Consider the following 25,436-nt stretch of genomic DNA (forward strand, 5'->3'; position numbering starts at 1 on the left):
GTCGTGTCACCCACCAGTGGCACATGCTTATGATCTGCGGCGGGAGAGTCCTGCCGGTACGTTCAGCAGGCGCCGTAGGAGCAAATCCTCCCCAGGAATCTCTCAGGCCCACGTACCGCCGCGGCAAGGCAACTCTGGAAAGCAGTCCGGGCAACCGGGCTCACCGACGGTGCAAGTGGCGTCCCGCTGAACAGCAGGGCAACGCAAAACTCTCAGGTCCAATACAGAGCGGGGAGGAACCCGAATCAACGTGGTGCTAAGGCGCCACCTGAATTATGGAGTTCCCCTCATGACGGTTCACTCGTCCCCAACCACCTTCGCAGACCGCCATATCGGCGCTCGCCGCCAGTCGGACATTGACACCATGCTCAAGGCCGTCGGTTACGACAGCCTCGATGGCCTGGTGGACAGCGCGGTCCCCGACTCGATCCGACAGGACAAGCCGCTCACCCTTGAGGGCGCCCTGAGCGAAGTCCAGGTCCTCGCCGAGCTCCGCAAGCTCGCCGGCAAGAACAAGATGGCCGTGCAGATGATCGGCCAGGGCTACTACGACACCGTGACCCCGCCGGTGATCCGCCGCAACATCCTTGAAGCCCCCGCCTGGTACACCGCCTACACCCCGTACCAGCCCGAGATTTCCCAGGGCCGGCTTGAGGCGCTGCTCAACTTCCAGACCATGGTCCAGGACCTCACCGCGCTCCCGGTGGCCAACGCCTCCCTCCTCGACGAAGCCACGGCCGTGGCCGAGGCCGTGCTGCTGATGCGCCGCGCCAATAAGAACAAGACCGTGAAGGACGGCAAGACTGTCCTGGACGCCGACCTCCTCCCGCAGACCATCGCCATCGTCCTGGGCCGCGCCGAGGCCCTCGGCTTCGAGGTGGAGGTCGCCGACCTCACCAACGGACTTCCAAACGGCGACATCAACGGCGTGGTCCTGCAGCAGCCCGGCGTCTCCGGCCGGGTCTGGGACCAGTCCGCCGTCATCGCCGAGGCCAAGGAACGCGGTGCGCTGGTCACGGTCGCCGCCGACCTGCTGGCCCTCACCCTCATCACCCCTCCCGGCGAGCAGGGTGCGGACATCGCCGTCGGCTCCACCCAGCGCTTTGGCGTGCCGTTGTTCTTTGGGGGACCGCACGCCGCCTACATGGCCGTCCGCGACGGCATGGAACGCACCCTCCCCGGCCGCATCGTCGGCGTCTCCAAGGACAACGCCGGCGTCCCCGCCTACCGCCTGGCCCTGCAGACCCGCGAGCAGCACATCCGCCGCGAGAAGGCCACGTCCAACATCTGCACCGCGCAGGCACTGCTGGCCATCGTCTCCTCCTTCTACGCCGTGTACCACGGCCCCGACGGGCTGAAGGCGATCGCCGAAACCGTCCACAACAACGCCCGCGCCCTGGCCGCCACGCTGAAGCATGCGGGCCGCGAGCTGGCGTCCGAGACCTTCTTTGACACGATCACCGTCCGCGTGCCCGGCAAGGCCGCCAAGGTCATCACCGCCGCCGAAGCCCGCGGCATCAACCTGCGCCTCATCGACGCGGACACGGTTGGCGTGTCCGTCGATGAAACCACGACGCCGGAGGTCCTCTCCGCGGTGGCCGTCGCCTTCGGCGCCGGTCCGGTGGTGTCCGGCCAGGGCTTTGAACTGCCCGAATCGGTGCTGCGTACCTCCACCTACCTGCAGCACCCGGTGTTCAACACCCACCGCTCCGAAACCCAGCTGCTCCGTTACATCCGCCGCCTCTCCGACCGGGACCTGGCGCTGGACCGCACCATGATCCCGTTGGGTTCCTGCACCATGAAGCTGAACGCCACGGCCGAGATGGAAGCCATTTCCTGGCCCGAGTTTGCCTCCATCCACCCGTTCGCCCCGGACTCCCAGACTGAGGGCTGGCGCGAACTGATTTCCGGGCTGGAAGCCGACCTCGCCGAGATCACCGGGTACGACCAGGTGTCCATCCAGCCGAACGCCGGGTCCCAGGGCGAGCTCGCCGGGCTGCTGGCGATCCGCGGCTACCACCACTCCCGCGGGGACCAGCAGCGCAACGTCTGCCTCATCCCGGCCTCGGCGCACGGCACCAACGCCGCGTCCGCCGTCCTGGCCGGCATGAAGGTGGTGGTGGTTGCCACCGCTGCGGACGGCACGATCGACCACGCCGACCTGGAAGCCAAGATCGAGGCCCACAAGGACGTCCTCTCGGCCATCATGATCACCTACCCGTCCACCCACGGCGTGTACGACTCCGATGTCCGTGAGGTCTGCCACGCGGTCCACGCCGCCGGGGGACAGGTGTACGTTGACGGTGCAAACCTCAACGCTCTTGTGGGCCTGGCGCAGCCGGGCAAGTTCGGCGGCGACGTCTCGCACCTGAACCTGCACAAGACCTTCTGCATCCCGCACGGCGGCGGCGGACCCGGCGTCGGACCCGTTGCTGCCAAGGCACACCTGGCACCCTTCATGCCCGGTGATGCAAACAAGGCCGCCCATGAAGCCGGGCATGGCGTTGCGATTTCCGCTTCGCGTTTCGGTTCTGCGGGTGTGCTCCCAATTTCCTGGGCCTACGTGAAGCTGATGGGCGGGACCGGCCTCACCGAGGCCACCAAGTCCGCACTGCTCGCGGCCAACTACGTCGCGGCACGGCTGAACGACTACTTCCCGGTCCTTTACACCGGCGAAAGCGGCCTGGTGGCGCACGAGTGCATCCTGGACCTGCGCGACCTGACGGCCCAGACCGGCGTCACCGCGGAGGACGTGGCCAAGCGGCTCATCGACTTCGGCTTCCACGCCCCCACGCTCTCCTTCCCGGTGGCGGGCACGCTCATGGTGGAGCCCACCGAGTCCGAGGACCTCGCGGAGATCGACCGCTTCATCGAAGCCATGATCACCATCCGCAAGGAAATCGACCAGGTGGCCAACGGCGACTTCACCGTGACCAGCAGCCCGCTGCGCAACGCACCCCACACGGCCGCCGCCGTCGTCTCTTCTGACTGGGACCGCGCGTACCCGCGCGAGCAGGCAGCCTTCCCCGTGTCCTCCCTCCGGCAGGACAAGTACTTCCCGCCGGTTGGCCGCATCGACGGCGCCGCCGGTGACCGTAACCTGGTCTGCTCCTGCCCGCCGCTGTCCGAATTTGAGAACTAAGGATTTCCCGATGACTGAGAACTACACAGCGCTCTATGAGCAGCACAAGCTGGCCGGCGCCTCCTTCACCGACTTCGGCGGCTGGCAGATGCCCCTTAAGTACAGCTCCGAGCTGGCCGAACACCACGCCGTCCGTAACGCCGCCGGCCTGTTCGACCTCTCCCACATGGGCGAGGTCTGGGTCACCGGCCCGGACGCCGCAGCCTTCCTGGACTACGCCCTGGCCGGCAAGCTGTCCGCCGTGGCCGTGGGCAAGGCCAAGTACTCGCTGATCTGCCAGGAAGACGGCGGCATCATTGACGACCTCATCTCCTACCGCCGGAGTGAAGAGAAGTACCTGGTGGTTCCCAACGCCGGCAACGCGAAGGTGGTGGCCGCTGCCCTGGCCGAGCGGGCCGCCGGCTTCGATGTCACCGTGGAGGACGTCTCCGCCGAGACCTCCCTCATCGCCGTGCAGGGCCCGAACGCCGAAGCCATCCTCCTGACGCTGGTCCCCGCCGAGCAGCACTCCCTGGTGACTGAGCTGAAGTACTACGCGGCCGTCGAAGTAGGGATCACCGTCAACGGCGCTGTCCAGGACCTGCTCCTGGCCCGCACCGGGTACACCGGCGAGGACGGCTTCGAGATCTACGTCCCGAACGGGGACGCCGCCGGCCTGTGGGAAGCGCTGCTGGAAGCCGGTGACGGCCACGGGCTCATCCCCGCCGGCCTCGCCTGCCGCGACTCGCTCCGCCTGGAAGCCGGCATGCCCCTCTACGGCAACGAGCTTTCCCGCGAGGGGAACCCCTACGCCGCAGGCCTGGGCCCGGTTGTTTCGCTGGCCAAGGAATCCGACTTCATCGGCAAAGCCGCCCTCGCCGAGCTCAAGGCTCGCGGTGCAGGCTCCACGTCCGGCCGGAAGCTGGTGGGCCTCAAAGGCCTGGGCCGCCGCGCCGGCCGCAGCCACTATCCGGTCCTCAAGGACGGCAACGTCGTGGGCGAGGTGACCTCCGGCCAGCCTTCACCCACCCTCGGCTACCCGATCGCCCTGGCCTACGTCGACGTCGAACACTCAGAACCCGGCACCGCCCTCGACATCGACCTCCGCGGCAAGCCAGAGCCCTTCGAAGTAGTAGCCCTCCCGTTCTACAAGCGCCAGAAGTAACGCTCTCTCATTTGATGCGCGTTTTGACCAAACGCTCTCTCACTTTTCACACACCAGATTGAAGGAAACACACCATGGCAAAAGTTGTTGCTGAACTGAAGTACTCCGCCGAGCATGAATGGGTTGCTGCTGACGGATCGGGACCCGCCAACATTGGTATCTCCGCCGTGGCTGCCGAAGCCCTGGGCGACATTGTGTACGTGGACCTGCCCGAGGTCGGCTCCGTCGTGACCGCGGGAGAGACCTGCGGCGAGGTGGAATCCACCAAGTCCGTCTCCGACCTCTACGCCCCCGTCACCGGCGAGGTTGTGGAGATTAACGACGACGTCGTCTCCGACCCCGCGCTGATCAACAACGATCCCTACGGCGCCGGCTGGCTCTTCAAGGTGGCCGTCACCGAGGAAGGCCCGCTCATGTCCGCTGCAGAATACGCGGCAGCCAACGGCGGCGAGCTGTGAGCGCCGCGGGCGCAGGCGCCGGCACAGTGGCCGCCGCATTTGAGCAGGTGGTCTCCCTGTCCCTGGACGCGGACCTCTCCACCCTGGACCCCGAGATCGCGGCAAAGATCGACGACGAACTGACCCGCCAGCGCGACGGGCTGGAGATGATCGCTTCCGAGAACCACACCGCCGCAGCCGTTATGCAGGCACAGGGCTCGGTGCTCACCAACAAGTACGCCGAGGGCTACCCGGGCAAGCGCTACTACGGCGGCTGCGAGCACGTTGACGTCATCGAACAACTGGCCATCGACCGCATCAAGGCACTGTTCGGCGCAGAATTCGCCAATGTGCAGCCGCACTCCGGCGCGCAGGCGAACGCCTCGGTCATGCACGCGCTGATCAAGCCGGGCGACACCATCATGGGCCTGAATCTTGCCCACGGCGGCCACCTCACCCACGGCATGAAGATCAACTTCTCCGGCAAGCTCTACAACGTGGTCCCTTACGGCGTCCGCGAGGACACCCACACCGTGGACATGGCCGAGGTGGAACGCCTGGCCCAGGAAACCAGGCCTGCGCTGATCGTGGCCGGCTGGTCCGCCTACGCCCGGCAGCTGGACTTCGCCGAGTTCCGCAGGATCGCCGATTCCGTGGGCGCCTACCTGATGGTGGACATGGCGCACTTCGCCGGTCTCGTGGCCGCCGGTCTCCACCCGTCACCGGTGCCGCACGCCCACGTCACCACCTCCACCACGCACAAGACCCTCGCCGGTCCGCGCGGCGGCATCATCCTGACGAACGACGCCGGCATCGCCAAGAAGATCAACTCGGCTGTGTTCCCGGGCCAGCAGGGCGGCCCGCTGGAGCATGTCATTGCGGGCAAGGCCGTGGCCTTCAAGATCGCGGCGTCCGAAGAGTTCCGCGAGCGTCAGGAGCGCGTCCTGGCTGGTGCCCGGATCCTGGCCGAGCGCCTGGTCCAGCCCGACGTCACCGCCAAGGGGATCAGCGTGGTCTCCGGCGGCACCGACGTGCACCTTGTCCTGGTGGACCTGCGCAACTGTGAGCTTGACGGCCAGCAGGCCGAGGACCGGCTCGCGGACATCGACATCACCGTCAACCGCAACGCCGTCCCGTTCGACCCCCGCCCGCCCATGGTCACGTCCGGCCTGCGCATCGGCACCCCCGCCCTGGCCACCCGCGGCTTCGGCGAGGCCGCCTTCCGCGAGGTTGCGGACATCATTGCCGAGGCATTGACGGCCGACGCCGGGACGGACCTTTCGGGGCTGCGTCACCGCGTCGAGGAGTTGGCGAAGGCCCACCCGCTCTACCCGGGCGTCGCACCACTGTCCTGAGGCTGGTTCCGGAGCCGGCGGACCGGACATTTTCACGCGTGCTGCTCCTTCGTCGCTTTGACGCACGCTTTCGAAAAGTCCGGCTCCTCCGGCCCCTCTCGGGGAGTCGCCTTGGTGACATGCCCGCGGAGTGGGTGGGGCATCCGGCAGCGGGCGTCTAAGGGAGCGTCACGTCCGCTCAGCGGGCGTCTACGCGACCGAGCCCGCAGAGGATGTCCTGCCTACTCCATCCCGACCACTTGTTTTAGTTAGGAACCACGCACATGGCTGTTGGTGTCTTTGATCTGTTTTCGATCGGTATTGGGCCTTCGTCGTCTCATACGGTGGGGCCGATGCGGGCTGCTGCTGTGTTCGCGGGGGAGTTGAAGGCTTCGGGGGTGCTGGCGGGGGTGGCGTCGTTGCGGGTGGATTTGTATGGGTCGTTGGCTGCGACCGGTCACGGGCATGGGACGATGACGGCCATTTTGTTGGGGTTGGAGGGGTTTCATCCGGAGTTGATCCTGCCGGATGAGGTGGAGGAGCGGCTGGCTGCGATCGCCGAGACCGGGACCCTTCAGCTTGCCGGTGCGGTGGCGTTGCCGTACGGGGTGAAGGATATGGTGCTGCGGCCCTTGACGGTTCTGCCCAGGCATACGAACGGGATGACGTTCACGGTCTCTGACGCCGGTGGGCGGGTGTTGCATGCGGCGACGTTTTTCTCGGTGGGTGGCGGGTTCATTGTCCGGGAGGGTGAGGAGGACGCGGCCCAGCTGGAGCTGGAGGAGTCCAAGAAGGAGCTGCCGTTGCCGTTCCGGACCGCTGCGGAGTTGTTGGGGCACTGCCGGGCGACGGGATTGGGTATCAGTGAGGTGATGCGGGTGAACGAGGAGGACAGCCGCACCCCGGAGGAGATCCGGGCGGGGTTGCTGCATATTTACTCGGTGATGGAGGGGTGTGTGGCGACGTCTTTGAAGCGTGAGGGTGTGTTGCCGGGCGGGTTGAAGGTCCGGCGCCGTGCCCCGGACTGGTATGACCGGCTGCGGAAGGAAAGCGCCCGGCCCGCCGGTGAAGACCCGGAGGGTGAGGGCGCGGACACCGAGTTCCATGATCCGAAGTATTGGCAGGAGTGGGTTAACTTAATCGCCCTGGCCGTGAATGAGGAGAACGCCTCCGGTGGGCGGGTGGTCACCGCGCCGACGAACGGGGCTGCGGGGATCATTCCGGCGGTGCTGTATTACGCGCTGCATTTCGCACCCGGCATGGAGAACGCGTCCCAGGAGGACCGGGATGACGTCGTGGTGCGTTTCCTGCTCGCCGCGGGTGCGGTGGGGGTGCTGTACAAGGAGCAGGCGTCGATTTCGGGTGCTGAGGTGGGGTGCCAGGGTGAGGTGGGGTCGGCGTCGTCGATGGCCGCTGCGGGCCTGGCTGAGGTGATGGGCGGGTCTCCGGCGCAGGTGGAGAACGCGGCGGAGATCGCGATGGAGCACAACCTGGGGTTGACGTGTGATCCGATCGGCGGGCTGGTCCAGGTCCCGTGTATCGAACGGAACGCCATTGCGGCGGCGAAAGCGATCAACGCGGCGAAGATGGCGCTCTGGGGTGACGGGTCCCACCGCGTCTCGCTGGACGAGGTGATCGTGACCATGCGCGAGACCGGCAAGGACATGAGCTCCAAATACAAGGAAACAGCCATGGGCGGCCTCGCCGTCAACGTCGTCGAATGCTAGTCGAAGGCAAAAGGAAGAACACTAATGACATTGGCACCTGAAGGCCGGAAGCTTTTGCGCGTTGAACAGCGCAATTCTGCTGTTCCGGTGGAGCGTAAGCCGGAGTGGATCAAGGCGAAGGTCCAGATGGGCCCGGAGTTTGTCCAGCTCAAGAACCTGGTCAAGAAAGAAGGCCTGCATACGGTGTGTGAGGAGGCCGGCTGCCCCAACATTTTCGAGTGCTGGGAGGACAAGGAAGCCACGTTCCTGATCGGCGGGTCCGAGTGCACCCGGCGCTGTGATTTCTGCCAGATCGATACCGGCAAGCCCTCCCCGGTGGACATGTTCGAACCCACCAAGGTGGCCCGCTCCGTGCAGGCGATGCAGCTGCGCTATGCCACCGTCACCGGCGTGGCCCGGGACGACCTCGAAGACGAGGGCGTGTGGCTGTACGCCGAGACGGTCCGGAAGATCCACGAACTGAACCCCGGCACCGGCGTGGAACTGCTGATCCCGGACTTCTCCGGCAAACCCGAGCACATCAAAGCGATCTGCGATTCCAAGCCCGAGGTGTTCGCGCACAACGTCGAGACCGTGCCGCGGATCTTCAAGCGGATCCGACCGGCGTTCCGGTACGAGCGGTCCCTGGATGTGATCACGCAGGGCCGGAACCTGGGCATGGTCACCAAGTCCAACCTGATCCTGGGCATGGGCGAGACCCGCGAGGAGATCTCCGAGGCCCTGCGGGACCTGCACGAGGCCGGGTGCGACCTGATCACCATCACCCAGTACCTGCGCCCGAGTGAGCGGCACCTGCCGGTGGACCGGTGGGTCAAGCCGCAGGAATTCGTGGACCTCCAGGACGAGGCCACCGAGATCGGGTTCCTCGGCGTGATGTCCGGGCCGCTGGTCCGTTCCTCCTACCGCGCCGGGCGGCTCTGGGCCACCGCGATGCGGAAGAAGGGCTGGGAGATCCCCGCCGAACTCGCCCACATCGAGTCCTCCGGCAGCACCCGCCAGGAAGCCAGCTCCCTGCTGGCGGCCACTGCATGACGGGATAGCCACCGCTGAAGCCCCTGAAAACTGAAGCAAAGACAGGACCAATGATGTTCCCCGTCAGAATCGAAATCATTCCCTCCGAGGGAATCGTTGAGCAGGTCTTGGCCAAGGTGTCCGCGGCCACGCCGCTGAGCGTCACCTGCCTGCCGCACCACGGCATCGAGCGCACCATGCGCACCGCCGTGGAGCTGAGCGACGCCGGCTACCAGGTGATCCCGCACCTCGCCGCCCGGAGCATCCGCAGCCGTGCCGAGCTCACCGACATCATCCGTGGCTGCGATGCCGCGGGAATCCGCGAAGTCTTCGTTATTGGGGGAGACCGGAAGCAGCCCGCCGGCACCTACGACTCGGCGTTTCCGGTCCTCGAGGACATCGCCCAGTACACCGGCGGAATGATGCGCGTGGGCGTGGCCGGCTACCCGGAGGGCCACCCGCTGGTCAGCCCCCTGGACCTGCTGGACGGACTGCTGGCCAAGCAGCCTCTTGCCTCGCATGTAGTCACGCAGATGTGCTTTTCCGCCGGAAAGATCCACGATTACGCCGCGCTCCTGTGCCGCGAAGGCGTCCACCTGCCCCTGTGGGCGGGCGTGGCGGGGTCCGTCCCGCGGACCAAGCTGGTGGCACTCGCCACGCAGATCGGCGTCGGAAGTTCCCTGAAGTTCCTCAGCCGCAAGGGCCCGCTGGCCCGCAAACTCCTCAGCGGCGACCGGTACTCCCCGGACACCCTGGTGGCCGGGCTCAAAACCACGCCCGGCGCCGTTGCCGGCATCCACCTCTACAGCTTCAACAGCCTCGACTCCCTGCCCTCAGGTCCTGGAAACGTATCCTCTTCCGCACTCCAGACAGCTTTGATCCGAGGAGCAGCACGTGACAACTAACCCTGTGACAACCCGCCAGGAGCCGCATCTTGGGCGGCAGCTCACCAACGCGGGGCCTTATGAGGGCCCGTTCATCTCGCAGCAGGTCATCGAGGTGGACCACACGTACACGGCCGATGACCTGGTGGCGGTGGTCCGGGACGCGGAGTGCGTGGCGCTCCGGAATGCCGTCCGCTGGCACTGCGAGGGCCGGATCCTGCTGCTGGGCAACCGGACCGTCGTCCTGCGGTAGGCGCCATGAAACCGAGCGAAGCACACAGCTGGCGGCGGGTGTCCTGGAACGCCCTGCCCGCAGGCCAGCCGGTACGCCTCTCTCAGGACGGGCAATATATCGGCTGCGGCGTGGTGGACGGGTCCACACCGGACGGCTCCATCATCTGGGTGGTGTTGGACGGGTGGTCCGAGCGTCGCATGTTCCACCGGGAGGACTTCGTCAAAGTGGAGATCAAAGGATAGAGCCGGGTGTTGACCGCCCACCCGCAAGTGGCCACGATGGGGTATGACTGAGACCGGAGCTGACCCCGCAGGCACCCCTTCTGGCGACGATGCCGAGGAGGAGGTCGACGGCGTGGCGACGGCGGAGGGCATCGCGGACGAGATCCGGGACGAGATCCGCCTGGGCCACGTCGAGGACGACGTCAGCCACGTGCTTGAGGAACGCTTCGACGAGGCCGGCATAAGCTTGCGGCCGGAGGCCGTGGACGACCTTGCCGAGGAGATCGAGAAGGACGCCTCGACCTAGGTATCCGGGCTAGGGCCAGTCGGCCAGCCGGAACTGCACGGGCTGCCGAATGCCGACCAGGAGGTCGCCGGTCCACTCGGCGACTGTGCGCTGCCGGCCCTCCAGCGGATCCGAAATATCGGGCTGCTGAACTTCCTCGCGGGCAGTCTGCGTAGCGTCGTCCGAGCGTTCCATGTATCCCCCCTTGGCGTGCTGTTGAAGCTAACCGTAGGCAGGCCGGGACGGCAACGGAAGAGGGTTTATCTATCGACGGGATAAACTTGGCAAATCTTGAGCAAGAGGCGCATAAAGCAAGCGGACGACGGCGGGAGGTCCCGCCGTCGTCCGCTGTCCTTGTGCCCCGCTGGGGAGCGGCTAGTCGTCGTAGGTGTTGGCGATGTAGACGTCGCACGGTGCGTTGTGCGCCACGCTGTTGGCCACGCTGCCGAGGAGCCGGCCGATGCCGCGCATGCGCCGGTTGCCAACGACGATGAGCCGCGCGTCGAGGCGCATGGCTTCCTTGATGAGGGCGTCAGCGGGTTTGCCGCGGGCTGCGAAGTAGCTGATCTCCACTCCCGGCCGCGTTTCGCCAAGGGACTTCGCGACCGTTTCGGCGGCTTCGGAGTTCCAGACCTTCACTTCATCCGAGCCGACGCCGAAGGTCTCGGCCCGGTCCGAGTCGAATGCGGTGACGATGTGGAGGGAACCTCCCAGCGACTTTGCAAGGCCCAGCGCCACTTCCGCAGCCTTCCGTGCCGACGGGCTGCCGTCCACACCTACAACAACTACTCCGCTCATGCTGTGCTCCTTCGTTCTGTGTCCGTGGTTCAACGTCCACTGGCCAGTCTAGAGAAGTTCAGGCTGAAGACCCCACGTCATTTTGCGGATGTCCCCACTTTGCAGTCCGCTGAGCGCGGCGAGCTCGAAGTCATCCATGACGCCGAGGCGGCGGGCGGCGGCCAGGAGGGTCAGCCGCCGCTCCTCCAGGGCAGCCTTTGCTTCCCCGAGTTCGGCCAGCTCGGACTTCAGCCCCGCGATGACAGCCAACTGCTGATCCGGGTGTGCCCCGGACGGCAGCAGGTCATCAAAGGACAGGCCGATGGTTCGGATGGTCCAGCGGGAAAGCCCTGCAGCCTCGGCCAGGCGCGTCACCTTGATCCCGTCCCGGAGCGCCTGCGCGATGTGCTGGTTCAGGCGGACGAAGAGCGGACGGCTGCTGCTGGCGTTGAAGGCGATGCGCTGCCGGTTCGCCTTGAGCAGCCTGCGGAGCTTGTCCGCCTGCCGGGCGGCGGGGTCGGGTTTCGGCATTCCGCGGTAGCGGTAGTAACCGGCATCGTCCTGGTGCGTAACGCTCAAGATCACTCCTCGGTTCGGTGTGCCGCTGAACGGGCCGACGTACCTAGAAGGCTAGGCAGCAAGGTGCCGCGGCGGGAAATACCAATAGTGCGTGGACCCATACCCGGAACGTGTGGGTGGGCCAGCCATAAGGGACGCTTATCCGCCCACGCACTTTAGGTCTTATCCACAGCAGCGCGATTTCCCTAGTGTCGAAGGAAACGAGCACCGCTCACTCCTGACTCCCTAGGAAGAGACCATGCCAGAATTTGTACCTGCCTCGCGGGTGTCCCGCATCAAGTCCTCAGCCAGTGTGGCTGCTGCGGCCCGGGTGCGTGAGCTCAAGGCGGAAGGACGCCGCATCCTCGACCTGACAGTCGGGGAGCCGGACTTCGACACGCCGGAGCACATCAAGGCAGCCGCCGTGGAGGCCATCACCCGCGGCGAAACCAAGTACACGTCGGTCACCGGAACTCCGGCGCTGCAGAAGGCCATCCTCCAGACCCTCGAGCTGCGCACGGGCCTGCCCTACACGCCGGCTGAGGTCACCATCGGCGGGGGAGCCAAGCAGGTCATCTTTACCGCCTTCATGGCCTCCCTCAACGCCGGCGACGAAGTGATTGTTCCCGCCCCCTACTGGGTTTCCTACCCGGATATGGTGCTGGCCAACGACGGCACGCCGGTCGTTGTTCCCTGCGGCGAAGACTCCGGATTCAAGCTCACCCCGGAGGCCCTGGCGGGTGCCATCACAGGCCGGACCAAGTGGGTCATCCTCAACGCACCGTCCAACCCCACCGGCGCCGTCTACTCCCGTGCCGAACTGCGGGCGCTCGCCGACGTCCTTGCTGTTCACCCGCACGTCTCTGTCCTCGCGGACGAAATTTACGACCAGATCTACTTCGGCGACGGCAAGCTGGCCAGCCTGGTGGAGGTGGCCCCGGAACTCAAGGACCGGGTCCTGGCCGTCAACGGCGTATCTAAGGCCTACGCCATGACCGGCTGGCGGCTGGGATACGCCGCAGGGCCGGCGCCGCTGATCGCAGCCATCAACAAGCTGCAGTCGCAGATCTCCTCCTGCCCGTCCTCCGTGAGCCAGGCCGCCGCCGCGGCCGCCCTCACCGGCAGCCAGGAATTTGTCCGGGACAGCGTGGACACCTACCGCAAACGGCGGGACACCGCCGTCGCCGCCCTGAACGCCGTTGACGGCCTGTCATGCACGACGCCGGACGGCGCCTTCTACACATACGTCAACTGTGCGGGGGTCATCGGCAAAACAACGCCCGAAGGACAGGTCATCAGTAACGACCAGGACTTCACCCTCTACCTGCTTGATGCAGCCTCCGTGGCTGTGATCCAGGGCTCGGCCTACGGCCTGGGCCCGTACTTCCGGATCTCCTACGCCACCAGCCTGGACGTCATCGAGGAATCCATCGCTGCCATCGACAAGGCCGTCCAGGCCCTCACCTGACCCAACCCCACCGAAGGAAACAACGCCGTGATCCACGTCAAAACCACCATCGACCGCCCCAGCGCCGACGCCGTCAGCCGGCTGGCGAAGTTCTCGTCAGCCACCATCCACGAGGCGCAGGGCCGTAAGGGCGCACTGAGCTCCCGCATCAAGCCCATCGACAGGGCCATGTCCTTCTGCGGCCCCGCCACCACCGTCCGCTGCGCACCGCGTGACAACCTGATGCTCCAGGTGGCTATCCACTACGCCCAGCCCGGGGACGTCATCCTGGCTTCCGCGGGGGAATACGAGGAAGCCGGGACGTTCGGCGACGTCCTGGGCAACGCCATGAAGGCCAAGGGCCTGGCCGGCCTGGTGACGGACTCCGGTGTCCGCGACACCCAGGACCTCATTGAACTCGGACTGCCCGTCTTTTCCGGCAGCGTGTCCATCAAGGGCACGGTCAAGGAGACCATCGGCCCCATCAACCACCCGGTGGTCTTCGGTGACGAAATCATCTATCCCGGTGACGTCCTGCGTGGCGACGCCGATGGTGTGGTGGTGGTCCGCAAGGACGAGATCGAGGAGGTCATCCGCCTCTCCCAGGAACGTGACGACGCCGAGCGTGAGCTCATTGGCCTGTACAAGGCAGGCGGCACCACCATCGATCTCTGCAACCTCACGGACGTCCTGAAGGCCAAGGGCCTGCTGGTGGAACAGGCTTAGCTGGGCTCTTCCTGCGAAGCACAGGCGCAGCTGGCGGCCGGGCAGTGGCCGGCGGGTTGCGCTTCCCCGCCGCGCCGGCTGCAAGAATGGGCGCATGCCCCTCGACAGATTTCCGATCCGCCGGCTGGAAGAGGATCCATCCAACGTCCTTGACCGTCGGCGGTGGCCGGCAGTCCTGCCGCCCGTGGCACAGGTACTGGACGATGGGCTCGAACTGACGCCAGCCACCGTCCTGGTGGGCGAGAACGGTTCAGGGAAATCAACGATCGTGGAAGCGATAGCCCTGGCGTACGGTTTGTCGCCCGAAGGCGGGTCAACTGGTGCGCGGCACAGCACCAGGGCCAGTGAATCCCTGCTGGCCGATCACCTGCAGCTTGTCAGGAATGCGGGCACCACCAGGCGCGGGTACTTCCTGCGGGCCGAAACAATGCATGGCTTCTTTACCTACCTGGAGAAAAACCCCAGCACCTCGGGCCAGGACGATATCCGCTTCCACGACATGTCCCACGGGGAGTCGTTCCTGGAACTCGCGGTCAACAGATTCCGCGGGCGGGGGCTGTGGGTGCTCGATGAGCCGGAGTCCGCATTGTCCTTCAGCGGGTGCCTGAGTCTCCTCGGGGTCCTGAAAGACCTCCTGGCGTCCGGGGAATCCCAGGTGATCATGTCCACGCACTCGCCGGTTCTTGCGGCCCTTCCGGGAGCCCGGATCCTGGAAGTGGGGCCGTGGGGACTGCGCCCTCGTGGCTGGGAGGAGTTGGACCTCGTGGGCAGCTGGCGGTCGTTCCTTGATGCGCCCCAGCGGTACCTCCGGCACCTCTAGTCCAGGCCGGAGCAGTACCACCGTGCGGCCTACTGCGCCGGCAGCGGATACTCCGGCGGACCGAAGGCCGCATCCTCCAGGTACCAGACCGTGGACCCCCGGCCGCCGGCCGGCATGATGCTGCCTTCGAACACAAACACAGGCTCAACGGACCGGTCCTCGGGCCGCCAGAAACCATTGGCGGGGCAGTGGAATCCGGTTTTGGCCATCAAACCCGGGCTTTTACCCGAATTCCTCCCCAAGGTGTTTATCTTTTTCACGGCGCACTCCCATTGATCCGCACAAGAATTAATTCGCCGGAATTGTCCGGCTTTTCCTAGATTCTAGGATCGGGGGAGCGGGAATACTAAGACCAATGATGAGTGACGCGATAAGTGGAACCTATGGACCAGCTACCGTGAATATTTGCTGCTGAGCATTTCCTGCAGCATTTCCTTCACCACGAGCAGGACCGCGGACGCCGCCTCGGACAGCGGGTCATGATCGGGGGTGCACAGCGCAATCTTGCACTGCAACGCCGGATCCACAATGCGCAGCACCTGGAAGTCCTCCTCGTGGAACAGGGCGTCAGCAGCAGACTTGGGCATGATGGTGGCACCAAGATCGGCCCGCAGCAGCCGGGCGAGGGAGGGGACGGACTCCACTTCCCCCACCAGCCGGAGCTTCAGGCCCTTGCTGGCGAAGCCGGCCTCTACCGTCTGGCGCAGGGTGTGGATCTGCTCGGGCAGGAACAGCCCGTGGCGGGCCACCTCCTCAAGGGTGATGCCGCCGTCGGCCTGCTGCACCCCTGCCCTGCCCGCGTTGACTACGAAGTGCAGGTCCTCCACGATCATCGTGGTGAACTGCACGCCGCGGATAGGGCCGGGCTCGTAGATGAGTGCCATGTCCAGGCGGCCGTTCTTGATGGCCTCGCTGAGCACGCCGCCGTAGATTTCCGTGACGTGCAGGACGATGTCCGGGTACCGGCTGGCCACCTCGCTGATGATCCTCGGCGTCAGGCTTGAGGCCATGCTGTAGGGCGCGATCGCAATGGACACGCGGCCGGACGGTGCCGCCCCGGACTTGGCGACGTCCTGCCGTGCCTGGTCCACCAGCCGCAGGATGGACTGGGCATGCCGGTACAGCGTGTGCCCGGCGGCGGTGGGCTTTACCCCCTGCTTGCTGCGGATCAGCAGGCGCTGCTTGAGGTCGTTCTCAAGCGCCGAAACCTGCTGGCTCAGGGCCGGCTGGGCCACATGCAGCGCTGCCGCGGCCTTGGTGATGCTTCCTGAATCCACAATCTGCACGAAGTACGCAAGCTTCCGCGTATCCATGGCCGCCTTCTCTCTTCGCGGCGTCCTGAACCCATAAAGGTCATAACCGGATGCTATGGAGGGATACGCAACTGGTCTTTGTGTGATGCATATCTCTGACACTAGGTTGAACCCAGAACGCTATTTCATGAGCAATTCATTCTAACCCCGGCCAGGCATGCGATTTGACGATGGCGTCAGACGCATTCTGCATAAAGCCGGTGTTTACCGGGATAGGCGTTTTCTTTTACATATCCGAAATATGCACTCAATAGCTTCAAAGCATCCAAGGATCCGCTACCAGCCCGGATTCTTTTTGAGAAAGAGACAACAAATGCGAGCAACTATCAAAGGCAAAATGGCGGCCGTGGCCGCCCTCTCCGCAGCGGTTCTGGTCCTTTCCGGCTGCGGGGGCGGCAGCGAGGCAGCCGGCAGCGGCGGAAGCGCCACCTCGGGCGAGGTGAACCTCATCGCCTACTCGGGTGTCTGGCAGGACCAGTACACCGCTGCAGTAATCGAACCCTTCCAGGCCAAGTACCCGGACATCAAGATCAACTACGCCTCGAAGCGGTCCTCCGCTGAAATGCTCAGCGCCCTCCAGGGCCAGAAGAACAACCCCGCCACCGACGTCGCCATCATGGACAACTCCGTGTCCACCACCGGCAACAAGCAGGGCCTGTTCGAGAAGGTAGACGAGGAAAGCGTCCCGAACCTTGCCAACGTCCCGGAAAAGTTCCGGGACAAGGAAGGGTACGGACCCGTGGCTATGCTCGACGCCGTAGGCCTGGTGTACGACACTGCCACGTTTCCCGAGGCCCCGGACAGCTGGAAGGTGCTCTGGGACCCGGCCTACGCCGGCAAGATCAACGTCAACGCCCCGCCATCCCTGCTGGGCCTGTCCCTGACCGCCATCACCTCCAAGATGGAGGGCGAGGACTACACCCAGGGCATTGACTCCGCCGTGACCCGCCTCAAGGAAATGGCCCCTGGCGTCCAGACGTTCGCACCCAACCCGGACGAATACCAGAACGTCATTACCGGGCAGACCGTCCTTGGCCTTGGCCAGAACGCCCGCGGCCAGTTCTACAGCGACCAGAGCAACAAGAAGATGGGTGTCACCTTCCCCAAGGAAGGCACTGTCTACCAGATCAACACCATCAACCTGGTGAAGGACGCCCCGCACTCCGAGGCTGCCAAGACCTTCGTTGACTACGCACTGTCCGCAGAGGCACAGACGGCCTTCGCCAAGGCACTGTTTTACGCACCCTCCGTCACCAATGCGGAACTGCCCGCCGATGTGAAGGACCGCGTGGTTCCCACCGACGGCTCCCTCAACATCGTCCCGCTGGACGTCGAATTCCTGTCCTCGGCCCGCGACAAGTGGACCGACACCTGGAAGCGCCAGATCATCACCAACTAGCGCCTGCCGGCGCCCCCTCCCCAACTTCCCCTTCAGGAGAACTGAAACCGTGACTGAACCCAAACTGTCGATCGTTGATCTGACCAAAAGATACGCAGCAGATCTGGACCCCGCCGTCGACCGCCTGAACATGGAAGTTGAGGAGGGGCACCTGGTGGCACTCCTCGGCCCGTCCGGCTGCGGCAAGACCACCACCCTCCGGATGGTTGCCGGCCTCATGGACCCCACCGCCGGCTCCATCGTGGTGGACGGCAAGGAAATCACCCACACCCCGGTGAACAAGCGCGGCATGGGCATGGTGTTCCAGTCCTACGCCCTGTTCCCCCACATGAACGTGGAACAGAACGTGGCGTTCGGCCTGGAAATGCGCCAGACACCCAAGTCCGAGCAGAAGGCACGGGTGGCGGCCGCCCTGGACATGGTCCAGCTCGGCCACCTCGGCAAGCGCCAGACCAAGGAACTGTCCGGCGGCCAGCAACAGCGGATCGCCCTGGCCCGCGCCCTGGTGGTGGAGCCCACCCTGCTCCTCCTGGATGAACCCCTGTCCAACCTGGATGCCAAACTCCGCGAAACCATGCGCACCGAAATCCGATCCATCCAGCAGCGCACCCGGGCAACCACGCTCTTCGTTACGCACGACCAGGACGAGGCCCTGGACATGGCCGACAGGATCGCCGTGATGAACGGCGGCCTGATCGAACAGTTCGGCTCGCCCACCGAGGTGTACGAGCGGCCCCGCACGCATTTCGTCGCCAACTTCATTGGGCAGGCCAACTTCCTGGCCGCCCGCGTCGGCGCGGAAACGGGACGGGCCAACCTTGCAGGCGAAAGCTACTACAAGGTGGACGTGGACGGCCTGGGCCAGTTCGGCGCCATCGGGTCCGCCGGCCTGTCAGGCAGCAGCCACGAGCTGGTCATCCGCCCGCACCGGCTCAATGTGTCCCTGCACCCCGGCGCAGCGCAGGCACCACTCGCGGGCACCATTGAACGGGTCAGCTACACCGGTGACGCCCTGGCCGTCGCGGTCCGCATCGGGGACCAGCAGCTGCACGCCCAGATGCTGACCAGCAGCGGCGACCTGCCCCGCATCGGAGACGCCGCCTACCTCTCCTGGGCGGCCGACGACGCCTATCTCCTCCCGGCAGCCGCCCAGCCGGAGAGGCTGGCAGCATGACGGTCCTGGAAGCCCCTGCCGCGCCGGAACGGCCCAAGGCCCAGGACGAGGGGCAGCTCGAACGGGCCACCGAGCGGCGCAACCGGCGTACCTACCTGGCGCTGCTGCTTCCGGGCCTGCTCGGCCTGCTGGTCAGCTTCGTTTTCCCGCTGGCGTACATGGTCCGGATGTCCTTCAACCAGGGCGCACCGGACGGTGTCATCGTTGAGACGTTCACCCTGGACACCTACATCCAGCCCCTCACCGACCCCTACTACTGGCGGGTCACGCTGGACACTTTCCAGATGGGCGTCACCGTCGGCATCCTCTGCGTCATAGTGTCCTACCCGGTGGCCCTCTTCCTTGCACGGAGTACCAGCAAATGGCGCGGCCTGCTCATCGCCATTGCCATCGCCCCGCTGCTCACCTCCGCCGTGGTCCGCACCTACGGGTGGATGGTCATCCTGGGAACCAACGGCCTGATCAACTCCTCGCTCGGCGGCCTGGGCCTGATCGACACACCCCTGAAGCTCACCAACAACATGACCGGCGTGACCATCGGCCTGGTGGAAATCTTCATGCCGTACGCGATCCTCGCCATGATCTCCGGGTTCGGCAGGCTAAGCCCCCAGCTGGAGGAGGCGGCCGGTTCCCTCGGAGCCAGCAAGTTCAAAGTGTTCACCCGGGTGACGCTGCCGCTGTGCCTTCCCGGCCTCCTGACGGCGTTCCTTTTGGTCTTCGTCCTCTCCATCAGCACCTTCATCACCCCGCGGCTCCTGGGCGGCGGCAGCGTGCAGGTGCTGGCCACCGAGATCTACGACCAGACCACCGGCCTGCTCAACTGGCCGTTTGCCGCCGCCCTGTCCGTCATCCTGCTGGTGCTCTTCGGCCTGATCATCGCCGTCTACCAGCGGCTCACCAAGAAAATCGGAGGCTGACCGTGAGCAGTGCCAACGCAAGCAGTGCCAAAGTCTTCACACCGCGCTTCAACCCCGCCAAACCCGCCTTCGGCGCGCTGGTGTTCCTGCTGTACCTGTTCCTGCTGGCACCGCTCCTCATAGTGTTTGTGGTGTCCTTCGCGTCCAACCAGTACCTGTCCTTCCCGCCGGAGGGGATCACCCTGAAGTGGTACGAGATGCTTCCGCAGGAAAGCACGTTCATGGAGGGCATGAAGGTCAGCCTGATCGTGGCCGTCATCGTCACGCTCATCGTCCTCGCGCTGGGGGTTCCGGCGGCGCTGGCGCTGTACCGCTTCGAATTCAAGGCTAAGGCCGCCGTGCAGTCGTTCTTCCTCTCGCCGCTGCTGATCCCCAGCATCGTCCTGGCGCTGGGCATGGTGCTGCTCTTCGGTCCGCTGGAACTGAACAACACCTACGCCGGCATCATCATCGGCCACGTGGCCATCACCATCCCGTTTGTCATCAGGACCACCCTGATGAGCCTGGCCACGACGGACACGTCCTGCGAGGCGGCCGCACGCATCCTGGGCGCCGACTCCTGGACGGTCTTCCGCCGCGTGACCCTTCCCATCATCCAGCCGGGCGTGATCGCCGGCGGCGTCATCGCCTTCATCGTCTCCTTCGATGAAGCCGTGATCTCACTGTTCGTGGCCGAATCAGGCCTGCCAACCCTCCCCGTGCAGGTGCTGAGGTATGTGGAAAACTCCGCGGACGCCGCCGTCGCAGCCCTCTCCGTGATCCTCATCCTCATCTCGCTTGCCGTGGTGGTGGTCGTGGAACGCGTCATGGGACTGCGCAAAGCCCTGCGCTGACTCCTCCTGCCCCTACAACAAAACAGCCCTGCCCGGTCCGCACCAGCGGGGCCGGGCAGGACGCCGTCCACAAGAGGCACAGGTCATAACCGGCACCTATCCCGTGACACCGATTACGTCTTTGTGTGATCAAAGTCCCGGTGCCAGACTTTTTCTACAAGCCCGGTAAACCGGGCCCGGACCCAAGCCCCATCCGGCTGGTCCACAGAATTCCGTTTCCGGCAGCTGCCGCTTCCCCTGGCCAGCGCCGCGCCACCACCCCCAAGGAGGGCTCACATGGGACCCATCGTTGATCTCGTTGCAGATCTCGGAGAAGGCTTCGGCACGTACTCCATGGGCGACGACGCGGCCCTCCTGGAAGTAGTGTCCAGCGCCAACATCGCCTGCGGCTTCCACGCAGGGGACCCGGACATCATGAACACCACGGTCGCCGAGTGCGTGCGCCGCGGCGTCAGCATCGGTGCCCACCCCAGCTTCCCGGACCTGCGCGGCTTCGGCCGGCGCGCCATGGACCTCACCGCTGACGAAGTCCGCAACGACGTCCTGTACCAGTTCGGAGCCCTCGGCGCCTTCGCCGCCTACCATGGCGCCGCCGTCGCGCACCTCGCACCGCACGGCCGCCTCGGCAACCTTGTAGCCACCCGGCCCGACTATGCCGAAGCCGTTGCGGACGCCGCCGCCCGAGTCAGCCCGGACCTCATTGTCCTGGCCCAGGACGGCGAACTTGCAGACGCCGCAAAAGCGCGCCAGCTGCCCGTGGGCATCGTGGGCATCGCAGACCGTGCCTACGAGGCGGACGGCACCCTGGTGCCACGCAGCCGCCCGGGCGCCGTCATCCACGATCCCTCCGCCATCGTGGACCGCACCATCCGGATGGTCTGCGAGGGCCTGATCGAAACTGTCGCCGGAACCGACCTGCCGATCGTCGCCGACACCATCCTGCTCCACGGGGACACCCCCGGCGCGGTCCAGCTGGCGCGCCGGGTCCGCGCGGAACTGGAGCGCGCAGGCGTGACCATCGCCCCGCTCGCCCAGGTCCTGGCCGCCAAAGTGGAAGCCGCCTGACATGCCCGCCACTTCCACACCAGCGCTGCCTCCGGTGGAGGTCTTCGAATCCGGGGACGCTGCCCTGCGCGTCGTCGCATCGTCAGCGGACCGGGAGGCCAACTGGGCCACCGTCCATGCCCTTGCCGGGTGGCTGGACGCCGCCGGAGCCGACGGCGTCCACGGCGCGGTACCGACGTACGACTCCCTGCTCGTGGAATTCGACCCCGGCGTTACCTCCGCCCGCCAGGTCCGGGCCTTCGTACTGCTGGGCCTGCGCCAGCTCGAATTCACCGGCGCGCCCGCCCGCGCGCCCCGCGAGTTCAGCGTCCCGGTGGTCTACGGCGGCGAGTACGGACCCGACCTGGAACGTGTCGCTGAACAGCAGCAGCTGTCCGTCGAGGAAATCATCACGCTGCACACGGCCAAGTCCTACGTGATCCGCTGCCTGGGCGCACCCGCCGGTTCGCCCATGATGGACGGCCCCGACTTCCCGCAGCCGGTCCCGCGTCTTAAGGACCCCCGGCTCTCCGTCCCTGCCGGAGCTGTGTCCGTGGCCGGCCGCCAGGCAGTGATCGCCCCCGCGGCCGCACCCGGCGGATGGTGCGTCATCGGCCAGACACCGCTCACCGTCCTCGACGCAGCGGCCGAACCGCTGGTTCCCTACGTCCCCGGCGACGTGCTGCGGTTCCACCGGATCCCGCCGGAGGACTTCGCCACGTACGCCGGCCGGAAACTGGAGGCAGCACGATGAACGGCTCCCTGGTCATCCAGCAGCCCGGCAACTCCGTGGTCACGGACCTTGGCCGCCTCCGGGGACCCCGATTCGGGCTGCCCGTGAACGGCGCGCTGGACCAGTTCTCGGCCCGGGCGGCGAACATCCTCGCCGGCAACGCGGACAACTCCCCGCTCTTGGAAATCACAGCCCTCGACTTCCGGATGCGCGCCACCACGGACATCCTGATCGCCGTCACGGGAACGCCCCTGCACCTCACGGTGGGCGGGCGCGAGTGCCAGCAGTGGGAGCCGGTATCCGTGCGGGCGGGGGAGACAGTGGCGCTGCGCCGGCTCGACGGCGGCCTCCGGGCCTACGTAGCGGTCCACGGCTCAGTGCACGCGCCGGTCCTCCTGGGCAGCTGCGCGCCGGACACCGTCGTGGGATTCGGGCTTCGGCTCACGGAAGGCACGGAACTGAGGACCTTCAAGAGCGTCCCGCCCATCCGGCAGCCGTACTTCGACCTGCCGCTGTTCCGCCTCGGCCTGACCCGCCCGGAGTTCCACAGCACCGCAGTGGTGGAAGTGACGGACGGCCCCGATGTGGACGAATTCGGCGGGACCGCGGACCTGCTCTACAGCACCGAGTACACCGTCAGCGGCCGGAGCAACCACATCGGGCTGCGGCTGGGAGGGGCACTTCCGGAACGCCAGTCCACCGCCGAGGTGCTGTCCAGGGGAGTCCCGGTCGGAGCCATCGAGGTGCCCTCCCGGGAGGAACTCCTGGTTCTACACCGTGGACGCGGGGTAACCGCCGGCTACCCCGTCCTGGCCGTGGTGACCAGCCGCTCGCTGGACGTCCTGGCGCAGGCCCGGCCCGGCCACAAAATCACGTTCCGCAAAACCACCGTCCCGGAGGCAACAGCGAAACACCGGGCAGCGCTGAGGGAACTGGAAACCCTCCGCTCCACGGTGGGCACCGTGTTCTCCCTCCTCGGCGTGGGCGGCCCCCCGGGCCCGCCCCGGCTCGCACCCGCCGCCGGAAGCTGAAGACTCTCGCTTCCCCCGAAAAGCATTGTTACCATCCCCTTAAGTAAGGAACGCCATGTCCACCTCAACGCATGCGGCCCAGCCGCACCAGGAGCGGCTCAGCAGCAAGCAGACCCGCAAGGTCGTCACGGCCGGCTGCGTCGGCATTTTCGTGGAACTTTACGACAACGGCATCTTCGCCTTTATGGCCGGAACGCTTGCCCTCGTCTTCCTGGCCCCTGGAAACCCGGACAACGCACTCCTGTTTGTCTTCGCCGGCTACGCCGTCTCCTTTTTCGTGCGCCCCCTCGGCGCCGTCGTTTGCGGTTACCTCGGTGACCGGATTGGGCGGCAAAAGCTCCTGGTGTTTGTCATCCTGCTGATCAGCGTTGCGACCGCGGGCATCGGCCTGCTGCCGCCGTACGCGGCCATCGGCGTCGCGGCCCCCATCCTGCTCGTGCTGCTCCGCATGCTCCAGGGCTTTTCCGTTGGCGGTGAAGCTGCAGGCGCAATGACCTTCCTCGCCGAGCACGCCCCCGAGGGCAAGCGCGGCGTCATTACCTCCTACGCCCAGATTGCCTCGTTCGCAGCCCTCCTGACCGGCACCCTGGTTGCCTACTCCATGTCCCCCTGGCTCACCCAGGAAGCGATCGACGGCGGCGGCTTTGGATCGTTCGCTTGGCGTATCCCGTTCCTGGTGGCCATCCCCATGGGCATCATCGGCTGGTACATCCGCAAGGCCATCAGCGATACCCCCAATTTCGAAAAGCTCAAGGAAGAAGGCGGGCTCTCGGCCAACCCGCTCAAGGAGGCTTTTGCCTCGCCCGAGCACCGCCGTGCCATGCTGCTGGCACTCTTCATCCCGCTGATGAACGGTTCCGGCTACTACGTCCTGTTCTCCTACATGCCCACCTTCCTCAAGGGCAAGCAGCTGAACTTCACCATCGGCGAGGCGCTGCTGGTCACCGCCTGCAGCCTGGTGGTCATCTGCATCGCCATCCCCTTCATGGGCGCGCTCTCGGACCGCATCGGCCGCAAGAAGGTCATCGCCGGTTCCGCCATCGCCATGGCCGTCCTGGGCATCCCTTCGTACGCGCTGATTGCCACCGGCGAGATGGCACTGGCCATTTTGGGCGCCTCCATCATGGCAGTGGTCTTCGCCGGCCACACGGCAGTCATCCACATCCTCATCGTGGAGCTCTTCCCCACCCGTGTCCGGTACTCGGCCTACGGCCTGGGCTACAACATCTCCTCGGCACTCTTCGGCGGCACCGCGCCGCTGCTGATGACCTGGCTCATCTCCTCCACCGGCAACATCTACATGCCCGCGTTCTACGCCGTGATCACCGCGCTGGGCACCCTTGCCGCGGTCAGCACGGTCAAGGACCGGGCGCACCTGCCGCTCCGCGACGCCTGACTTTTCCACTCCCGAATTTCCGCTACCTGCGCAGCACTGTGCTGCACCTTCCTAGGAGACTTCCATGTCCTTTTCCGATTACTCAACGGCCCTGGTCACTGGTGCCTCCACCGGCATGGGCGCCGCGATCGCCGAACGCCTAACCAAGCGCGGACTCACCGTCCACGCCCTGGCCCGCAACGAGGACCGCCTGAAGGAACTCGCGGACAAGACCGGCGCGGTGCCCCACGTGGTGGACCTGACGGACACCGCGGCGCTGGCCGCCGCCGTCGGGAACCTCCAGGTGGACGTCCTGGTGAACTGCGCCGGAGTCTCCCGGCCCGGCAACATCCTGGACTCCAGCGAAAGCGACATTGACGAACTCGTGGACGTCAACCTCCGGGGACTGCTGCAGCTGACCCGGCTGGTCCTGCCCGGCATGGTGGAACGCGACCTGGGGCACGTCATCAACGTCAGCTCCATCGCCGGCACCTACAACTTCTACGGCCACACGGTGTACCACGCCACCAAGGCCGCGGTGCACCAGGTCTCCCGGCAGCTCCGCAACGACACCGTGGGCAAGCGCATCCGCGTCACCGAAATCTGCCCTGGACGCGTGGAGACTGAGATCTTCGGCCGGAACATGGGCGGCACGCCGGAGGCGATGGAGGAGGCGTGGAAGACCTACTACGAGGGTTATGAATCGCTCACCACCGATGACATCGTCAACGCCATGGATTACGCCATCGAAACACCCCGGCACGTGAATGTTGGCATGCTGGAGCTTATGCCCACCTTCCAGGTCCCCGGCGGCCTGACTTTCGACCGCCGCTAGCCCCAGCACTCCCGCCCCAGATTGATAGGTCTT

General features: G+C 65.8%; 26 protein-coding genes, 1 pseudogene and 2 riboswitches. Of the genes and pseudogenes, 22 read left to right on the forward strand and 5 right to left on the reverse strand.

The features are described from left to right. Positions 1 to 30: 30 nt before the first annotated feature. Positions 31 to 128, forward strand: a riboswitch (glycine riboswitch). A gap of 1 nt (position 129) precedes the next feature. Further along, positions 130 to 237: riboswitch (glycine riboswitch) on the forward strand. A 52-nt stretch (positions 238 to 289) separates the two neighbouring features. The 10 genes and pseudogenes from gcvP (at position 290) to IEX33_RS15240 (ending at position 10,442) form a co-directional block, all read left to right on the forward strand. Continuing rightward, positions 290 to 3,142, forward strand: coding sequence for an aminomethyl-transferring glycine dehydrogenase (gcvP, locus tag IEX33_RS15195; RefSeq protein WP_188731536.1), 2,853 nt, complete (start codon positions 290 to 292; stop codon positions 3,140 to 3,142). Between the two features lie 10 nt (positions 3,143 to 3,152). Further along, positions 3,153 to 4,286 (forward strand): glycine cleavage system aminomethyltransferase GcvT, encoded by a 1,134-nt coding sequence (gene gcvT / locus IEX33_RS15200; protein WP_188731538.1) that lies wholly within the window; start codon positions 3,153 to 3,155, stop codon positions 4,284 to 4,286. A gap of 74 nt (positions 4,287 to 4,360) precedes the next feature. Then, complete coding sequence (gene gcvH / locus IEX33_RS15205; protein WP_188731539.1) at positions 4,361 to 4,744, forward strand: glycine cleavage system protein GcvH; 384 nt, start codon at positions 4,361 to 4,363, stop codon at positions 4,742 to 4,744. After that, positions 4,741 to 6,078, forward strand: coding sequence for a serine hydroxymethyltransferase (gene glyA / locus IEX33_RS15210; RefSeq protein ID WP_308421987.1), 1,338 nt, complete (start codon positions 4,741 to 4,743; stop codon positions 6,076 to 6,078). The genes gcvH and glyA overlap by 4 nt, the downstream gene beginning before the upstream one ends. Before the next feature lie 263 nt (positions 6,079 to 6,341). Continuing rightward, positions 6,342 to 7,784 (forward strand): L-serine ammonia-lyase, encoded by a 1,443-nt coding sequence (locus tag IEX33_RS15215; RefSeq protein WP_188731541.1) that lies wholly within the window; start codon positions 6,342 to 6,344, stop codon positions 7,782 to 7,784. Between the two features lie 24 nt (positions 7,785 to 7,808). After that, complete coding sequence (gene lipA, locus IEX33_RS15220) at positions 7,809 to 8,816, forward strand: lipoyl synthase (protein WP_188731543.1); 1,008 nt, start codon at positions 7,809 to 7,811, stop codon at positions 8,814 to 8,816. Between the two features lie 50 nt (positions 8,817 to 8,866). Further along, positions 8,867 to 9,700 (forward strand): methylenetetrahydrofolate reductase, encoded by an 834-nt coding sequence (locus IEX33_RS15225; RefSeq protein WP_188731545.1) that lies wholly within the window; start codon positions 8,867 to 8,869, stop codon positions 9,698 to 9,700. A 61-nt stretch (positions 9,701 to 9,761) separates the two neighbouring features. Then, a pseudogene (locus IEX33_RS15230) lies at positions 9,762 to 9,932 on the forward strand (formyltetrahydrofolate deformylase); the annotation flags it as partial. Positions 9,933 to 9,937: 5 nt separating this feature from the next. Next, a complete protein-coding gene (locus IEX33_RS15235) occupies positions 9,938 to 10,156 on the forward strand; it encodes a hypothetical protein (RefSeq protein WP_188731547.1) in 219 nt (72 codons plus the stop codon). Positions 10,157 to 10,199: 43 nt separating this feature from the next. After that, positions 10,200 to 10,442 (forward strand): hypothetical protein, encoded by a 243-nt coding sequence (locus IEX33_RS15240; protein WP_188731549.1) that lies wholly within the window; start codon positions 10,200 to 10,202, stop codon positions 10,440 to 10,442. Between the two features lie 9 nt (positions 10,443 to 10,451). Here the strand turns inward: IEX33_RS15240 and IEX33_RS15245 are convergent, their stop codons facing one another. The 3 genes from IEX33_RS15245 to IEX33_RS15255 form a co-directional block, all read right to left on the reverse strand. Next, positions 10,452 to 10,616 (reverse strand): hypothetical protein, encoded by a 165-nt coding sequence (locus IEX33_RS15245; protein ID WP_188731551.1) that lies wholly within the window; start codon positions 10,614 to 10,616, stop codon positions 10,452 to 10,454. Between the two features lie 180 nt (positions 10,617 to 10,796). Then, positions 10,797 to 11,219 (reverse strand): universal stress protein, encoded by a 423-nt coding sequence (locus IEX33_RS15250; protein WP_104189434.1) that lies wholly within the window; start codon positions 11,217 to 11,219, stop codon positions 10,797 to 10,799. Between the two features lie 48 nt (positions 11,220 to 11,267). Next, complete coding sequence (locus IEX33_RS15255) at positions 11,268 to 11,777, reverse strand: hypothetical protein (protein WP_188731552.1); 510 nt, start codon at positions 11,775 to 11,777, stop codon at positions 11,268 to 11,270. A gap of 238 nt (positions 11,778 to 12,015) precedes the next feature. On the opposite strand from IEX33_RS15255, the gene IEX33_RS15260 reads away from it, so the two are divergent. The 3 genes from IEX33_RS15260 to IEX33_RS15270 all read left to right on the forward strand — a co-directional run bounded on the left by IEX33_RS15260 (position 12,016) and on the right by IEX33_RS15270 (position 14,749). Continuing rightward, positions 12,016 to 13,224, forward strand: a complete 1,209-nt coding sequence (locus IEX33_RS15260; RefSeq protein WP_188731554.1) for an aspartate transaminase — start codon at positions 12,016 to 12,018, stop codon at positions 13,222 to 13,224. 27 nt (positions 13,225 to 13,251) lie between these two features. After that, on the forward strand, positions 13,252 to 13,929 hold the full coding sequence (locus IEX33_RS15265; protein ID WP_188731556.1) for a 4-carboxy-4-hydroxy-2-oxoadipate aldolase/oxaloacetate decarboxylase: 678 nt from the start codon (positions 13,252 to 13,254) through the stop codon (positions 13,927 to 13,929). Between the two features lie 94 nt (positions 13,930 to 14,023). Further along, positions 14,024 to 14,749 (forward strand): AAA family ATPase, encoded by a 726-nt coding sequence (locus IEX33_RS15270; RefSeq protein WP_188731558.1) that lies wholly within the window; start codon positions 14,024 to 14,026, stop codon positions 14,747 to 14,749. Positions 14,750 to 14,778: 29 nt separating this feature from the next. Here the strand turns inward: IEX33_RS15270 and IEX33_RS15275 are convergent, their stop codons facing one another. Beyond that, positions 14,779 to 14,958, reverse strand: coding sequence for a hypothetical protein (locus IEX33_RS15275; RefSeq protein ID WP_181405706.1), 180 nt, complete (start codon positions 14,956 to 14,958; stop codon positions 14,779 to 14,781). Between the two features lie 183 nt (positions 14,959 to 15,141). Then, on the reverse strand, positions 15,142 to 16,062 hold the full coding sequence (locus IEX33_RS15280) for a LysR substrate-binding domain-containing protein (RefSeq protein WP_188731559.1): 921 nt from the start codon (positions 16,060 to 16,062) through the stop codon (positions 15,142 to 15,144). A 313-nt stretch (positions 16,063 to 16,375) separates the two neighbouring features. Here IEX33_RS15280 and IEX33_RS15285 point away from each other — a divergent pair, with 313 nt between their 5' ends. The 9 genes from IEX33_RS15285 to IEX33_RS15325 all read left to right on the forward strand — a co-directional run bounded on the left by IEX33_RS15285 (position 16,376) and on the right by IEX33_RS15325 (position 25,403). Continuing rightward, positions 16,376 to 17,461 carry an ABC transporter substrate-binding protein gene (locus IEX33_RS15285; protein WP_188731561.1) on the forward strand — a complete coding sequence of 362 codons (1,086 nt, stop codon included), beginning with the start codon at positions 16,376 to 16,378 and terminating at the stop codon, positions 17,459 to 17,461. Between the two features lie 49 nt (positions 17,462 to 17,510). After that, positions 17,511 to 18,635: an ABC transporter ATP-binding protein gene (locus tag IEX33_RS15290; RefSeq protein WP_188731563.1), complete on the forward strand. Its 1,125-nt coding sequence runs from the start codon at positions 17,511 to 17,513 to the stop codon at positions 18,633 to 18,635. Continuing rightward, on the forward strand, positions 18,632 to 19,552 hold the full coding sequence (locus IEX33_RS15295; RefSeq protein ID WP_188731566.1) for an ABC transporter permease: 921 nt from the start codon (positions 18,632 to 18,634) through the stop codon (positions 19,550 to 19,552). The genes IEX33_RS15290 and IEX33_RS15295 overlap by 4 nt, the downstream gene beginning before the upstream one ends. 2 nt (positions 19,553 to 19,554) lie before the next feature. Next, positions 19,555 to 20,385, forward strand: coding sequence for an ABC transporter permease (locus tag IEX33_RS15300; RefSeq protein WP_188731568.1), 831 nt, complete (start codon positions 19,555 to 19,557; stop codon positions 20,383 to 20,385). A gap of 276 nt (positions 20,386 to 20,661) precedes the next feature. Further along, positions 20,662 to 21,450, forward strand: a complete 789-nt coding sequence (locus IEX33_RS15305; protein WP_188731569.1) for a LamB/YcsF family protein — start codon at positions 20,662 to 20,664, stop codon at positions 21,448 to 21,450. Between the two features lies 1 nt (position 21,451). Further along, on the forward strand, positions 21,452 to 22,183 hold the full coding sequence (locus IEX33_RS15310) for a 5-oxoprolinase subunit B family protein (RefSeq protein WP_188731571.1): 732 nt from the start codon (positions 21,452 to 21,454) through the stop codon (positions 22,181 to 22,183). After that, entirely contained in the window at positions 22,180 to 23,193 is a 1,014-nt protein-coding gene (locus tag IEX33_RS15315) for a 5-oxoprolinase subunit C family protein (RefSeq protein WP_188731573.1), read from the forward strand. Before IEX33_RS15310 ends, IEX33_RS15315 begins: the two co-directional genes overlap by 4 nt. Before the next feature lie 55 nt (positions 23,194 to 23,248). Further along, positions 23,249 to 24,589: an MFS transporter gene (locus IEX33_RS15320; protein WP_188731574.1), complete on the forward strand. Its 1,341-nt coding sequence runs from the start codon at positions 23,249 to 23,251 to the stop codon at positions 24,587 to 24,589. A 64-nt stretch (positions 24,590 to 24,653) separates the two neighbouring features. Beyond that, the gene (locus IEX33_RS15325) at positions 24,654 to 25,403 is read left to right on the forward strand and encodes an SDR family oxidoreductase (RefSeq protein WP_188731576.1); all 750 of its coding nucleotides are present in this window, start codon (positions 24,654 to 24,656) and stop codon (positions 25,401 to 25,403) included. Positions 25,404 to 25,436 lie beyond the last annotated feature (33 nt).

Origin of the sequence: Pseudarthrobacter scleromae (assembly GCF_014644515.1) — a bacterium.
GTDB lineage: Bacteria > Actinomycetota > Actinomycetes > Actinomycetales > Micrococcaceae > Arthrobacter > Arthrobacter scleromae.

Bases quoted from the DNA above. Each gene is read 5' to 3' on its own strand.
- gcvP (WP_188731536.1), top strand. From the start codon at position 290: ATGACGGTTCACTCGTCCCCAACCACCTTCGCAGACCGCCATATCGGC.
- gcvT (WP_188731538.1), top strand. From the start codon at position 3,153: ATGACTGAGAACTACACAGCGCTCTATGAGCAGCACAAGCTGGCCGGC.
- gcvH (WP_188731539.1), top strand. From the start codon at position 4,361: ATGGCAAAAGTTGTTGCTGAACTGAAGTACTCCGCCGAGCATGAATGG.
- IEX33_RS15215 (WP_188731541.1), top strand. From the start codon at position 6,342: ATGGCTGTTGGTGTCTTTGATCTGTTTTCGATCGGTATTGGGCCTTCG.
- lipA (WP_188731543.1), top strand. From the start codon at position 7,809: ATGACATTGGCACCTGAAGGCCGGAAGCTTTTGCGCGTTGAACAGCGC.
- IEX33_RS15225 (WP_188731545.1), top strand. From the start codon at position 8,867: ATGATGTTCCCCGTCAGAATCGAAATCATTCCCTCCGAGGGAATCGTT.
- IEX33_RS15235 (WP_188731547.1), top strand. From the start codon at position 9,938: ATGAAACCGAGCGAAGCACACAGCTGGCGGCGGGTGTCCTGGAACGCC.
- IEX33_RS15240 (WP_188731549.1), top strand. From the start codon at position 10,200: ATGACTGAGACCGGAGCTGACCCCGCAGGCACCCCTTCTGGCGACGAT.
- IEX33_RS15245 (WP_188731551.1), bottom strand. From the start codon at position 10,616: ATGGAACGCTCGGACGACGCTACGCAGACTGCCCGCGAGGAAGTTCAG.
- IEX33_RS15250 (WP_104189434.1), bottom strand. From the start codon at position 11,219: ATGAGCGGAGTAGTTGTTGTAGGTGTGGACGGCAGCCCGTCGGCACGG.
- IEX33_RS15260 (WP_188731554.1), top strand. From the start codon at position 12,016: ATGCCAGAATTTGTACCTGCCTCGCGGGTGTCCCGCATCAAGTCCTCA.
- IEX33_RS15270 (WP_188731558.1), top strand. From the start codon at position 14,024: ATGCCCCTCGACAGATTTCCGATCCGCCGGCTGGAAGAGGATCCATCC.
- IEX33_RS15275 (WP_181405706.1), bottom strand. From the start codon at position 14,958: ATGGCCAAAACCGGATTCCACTGCCCCGCCAATGGTTTCTGGCGGCCC.
- IEX33_RS15280 (WP_188731559.1), bottom strand. From the start codon at position 16,062: ATGGATACGCGGAAGCTTGCGTACTTCGTGCAGATTGTGGATTCAGGA.
- IEX33_RS15285 (WP_188731561.1), top strand. From the start codon at position 16,376: ATGCGAGCAACTATCAAAGGCAAAATGGCGGCCGTGGCCGCCCTCTCC.
- IEX33_RS15295 (WP_188731566.1), top strand. From the start codon at position 18,632: ATGACGGTCCTGGAAGCCCCTGCCGCGCCGGAACGGCCCAAGGCCCAG.
- IEX33_RS15305 (WP_188731569.1), top strand. From the start codon at position 20,662: ATGGGACCCATCGTTGATCTCGTTGCAGATCTCGGAGAAGGCTTCGGC.
- IEX33_RS15310 (WP_188731571.1), top strand. From the start codon at position 21,452: ATGCCCGCCACTTCCACACCAGCGCTGCCTCCGGTGGAGGTCTTCGAA.
- IEX33_RS15315 (WP_188731573.1), top strand. From the start codon at position 22,180: ATGAACGGCTCCCTGGTCATCCAGCAGCCCGGCAACTCCGTGGTCACG.
- IEX33_RS15320 (WP_188731574.1), top strand. From the start codon at position 23,249: ATGTCCACCTCAACGCATGCGGCCCAGCCGCACCAGGAGCGGCTCAGC.
- IEX33_RS15325 (WP_188731576.1), top strand. From the start codon at position 24,654: ATGTCCTTTTCCGATTACTCAACGGCCCTGGTCACTGGTGCCTCCACC.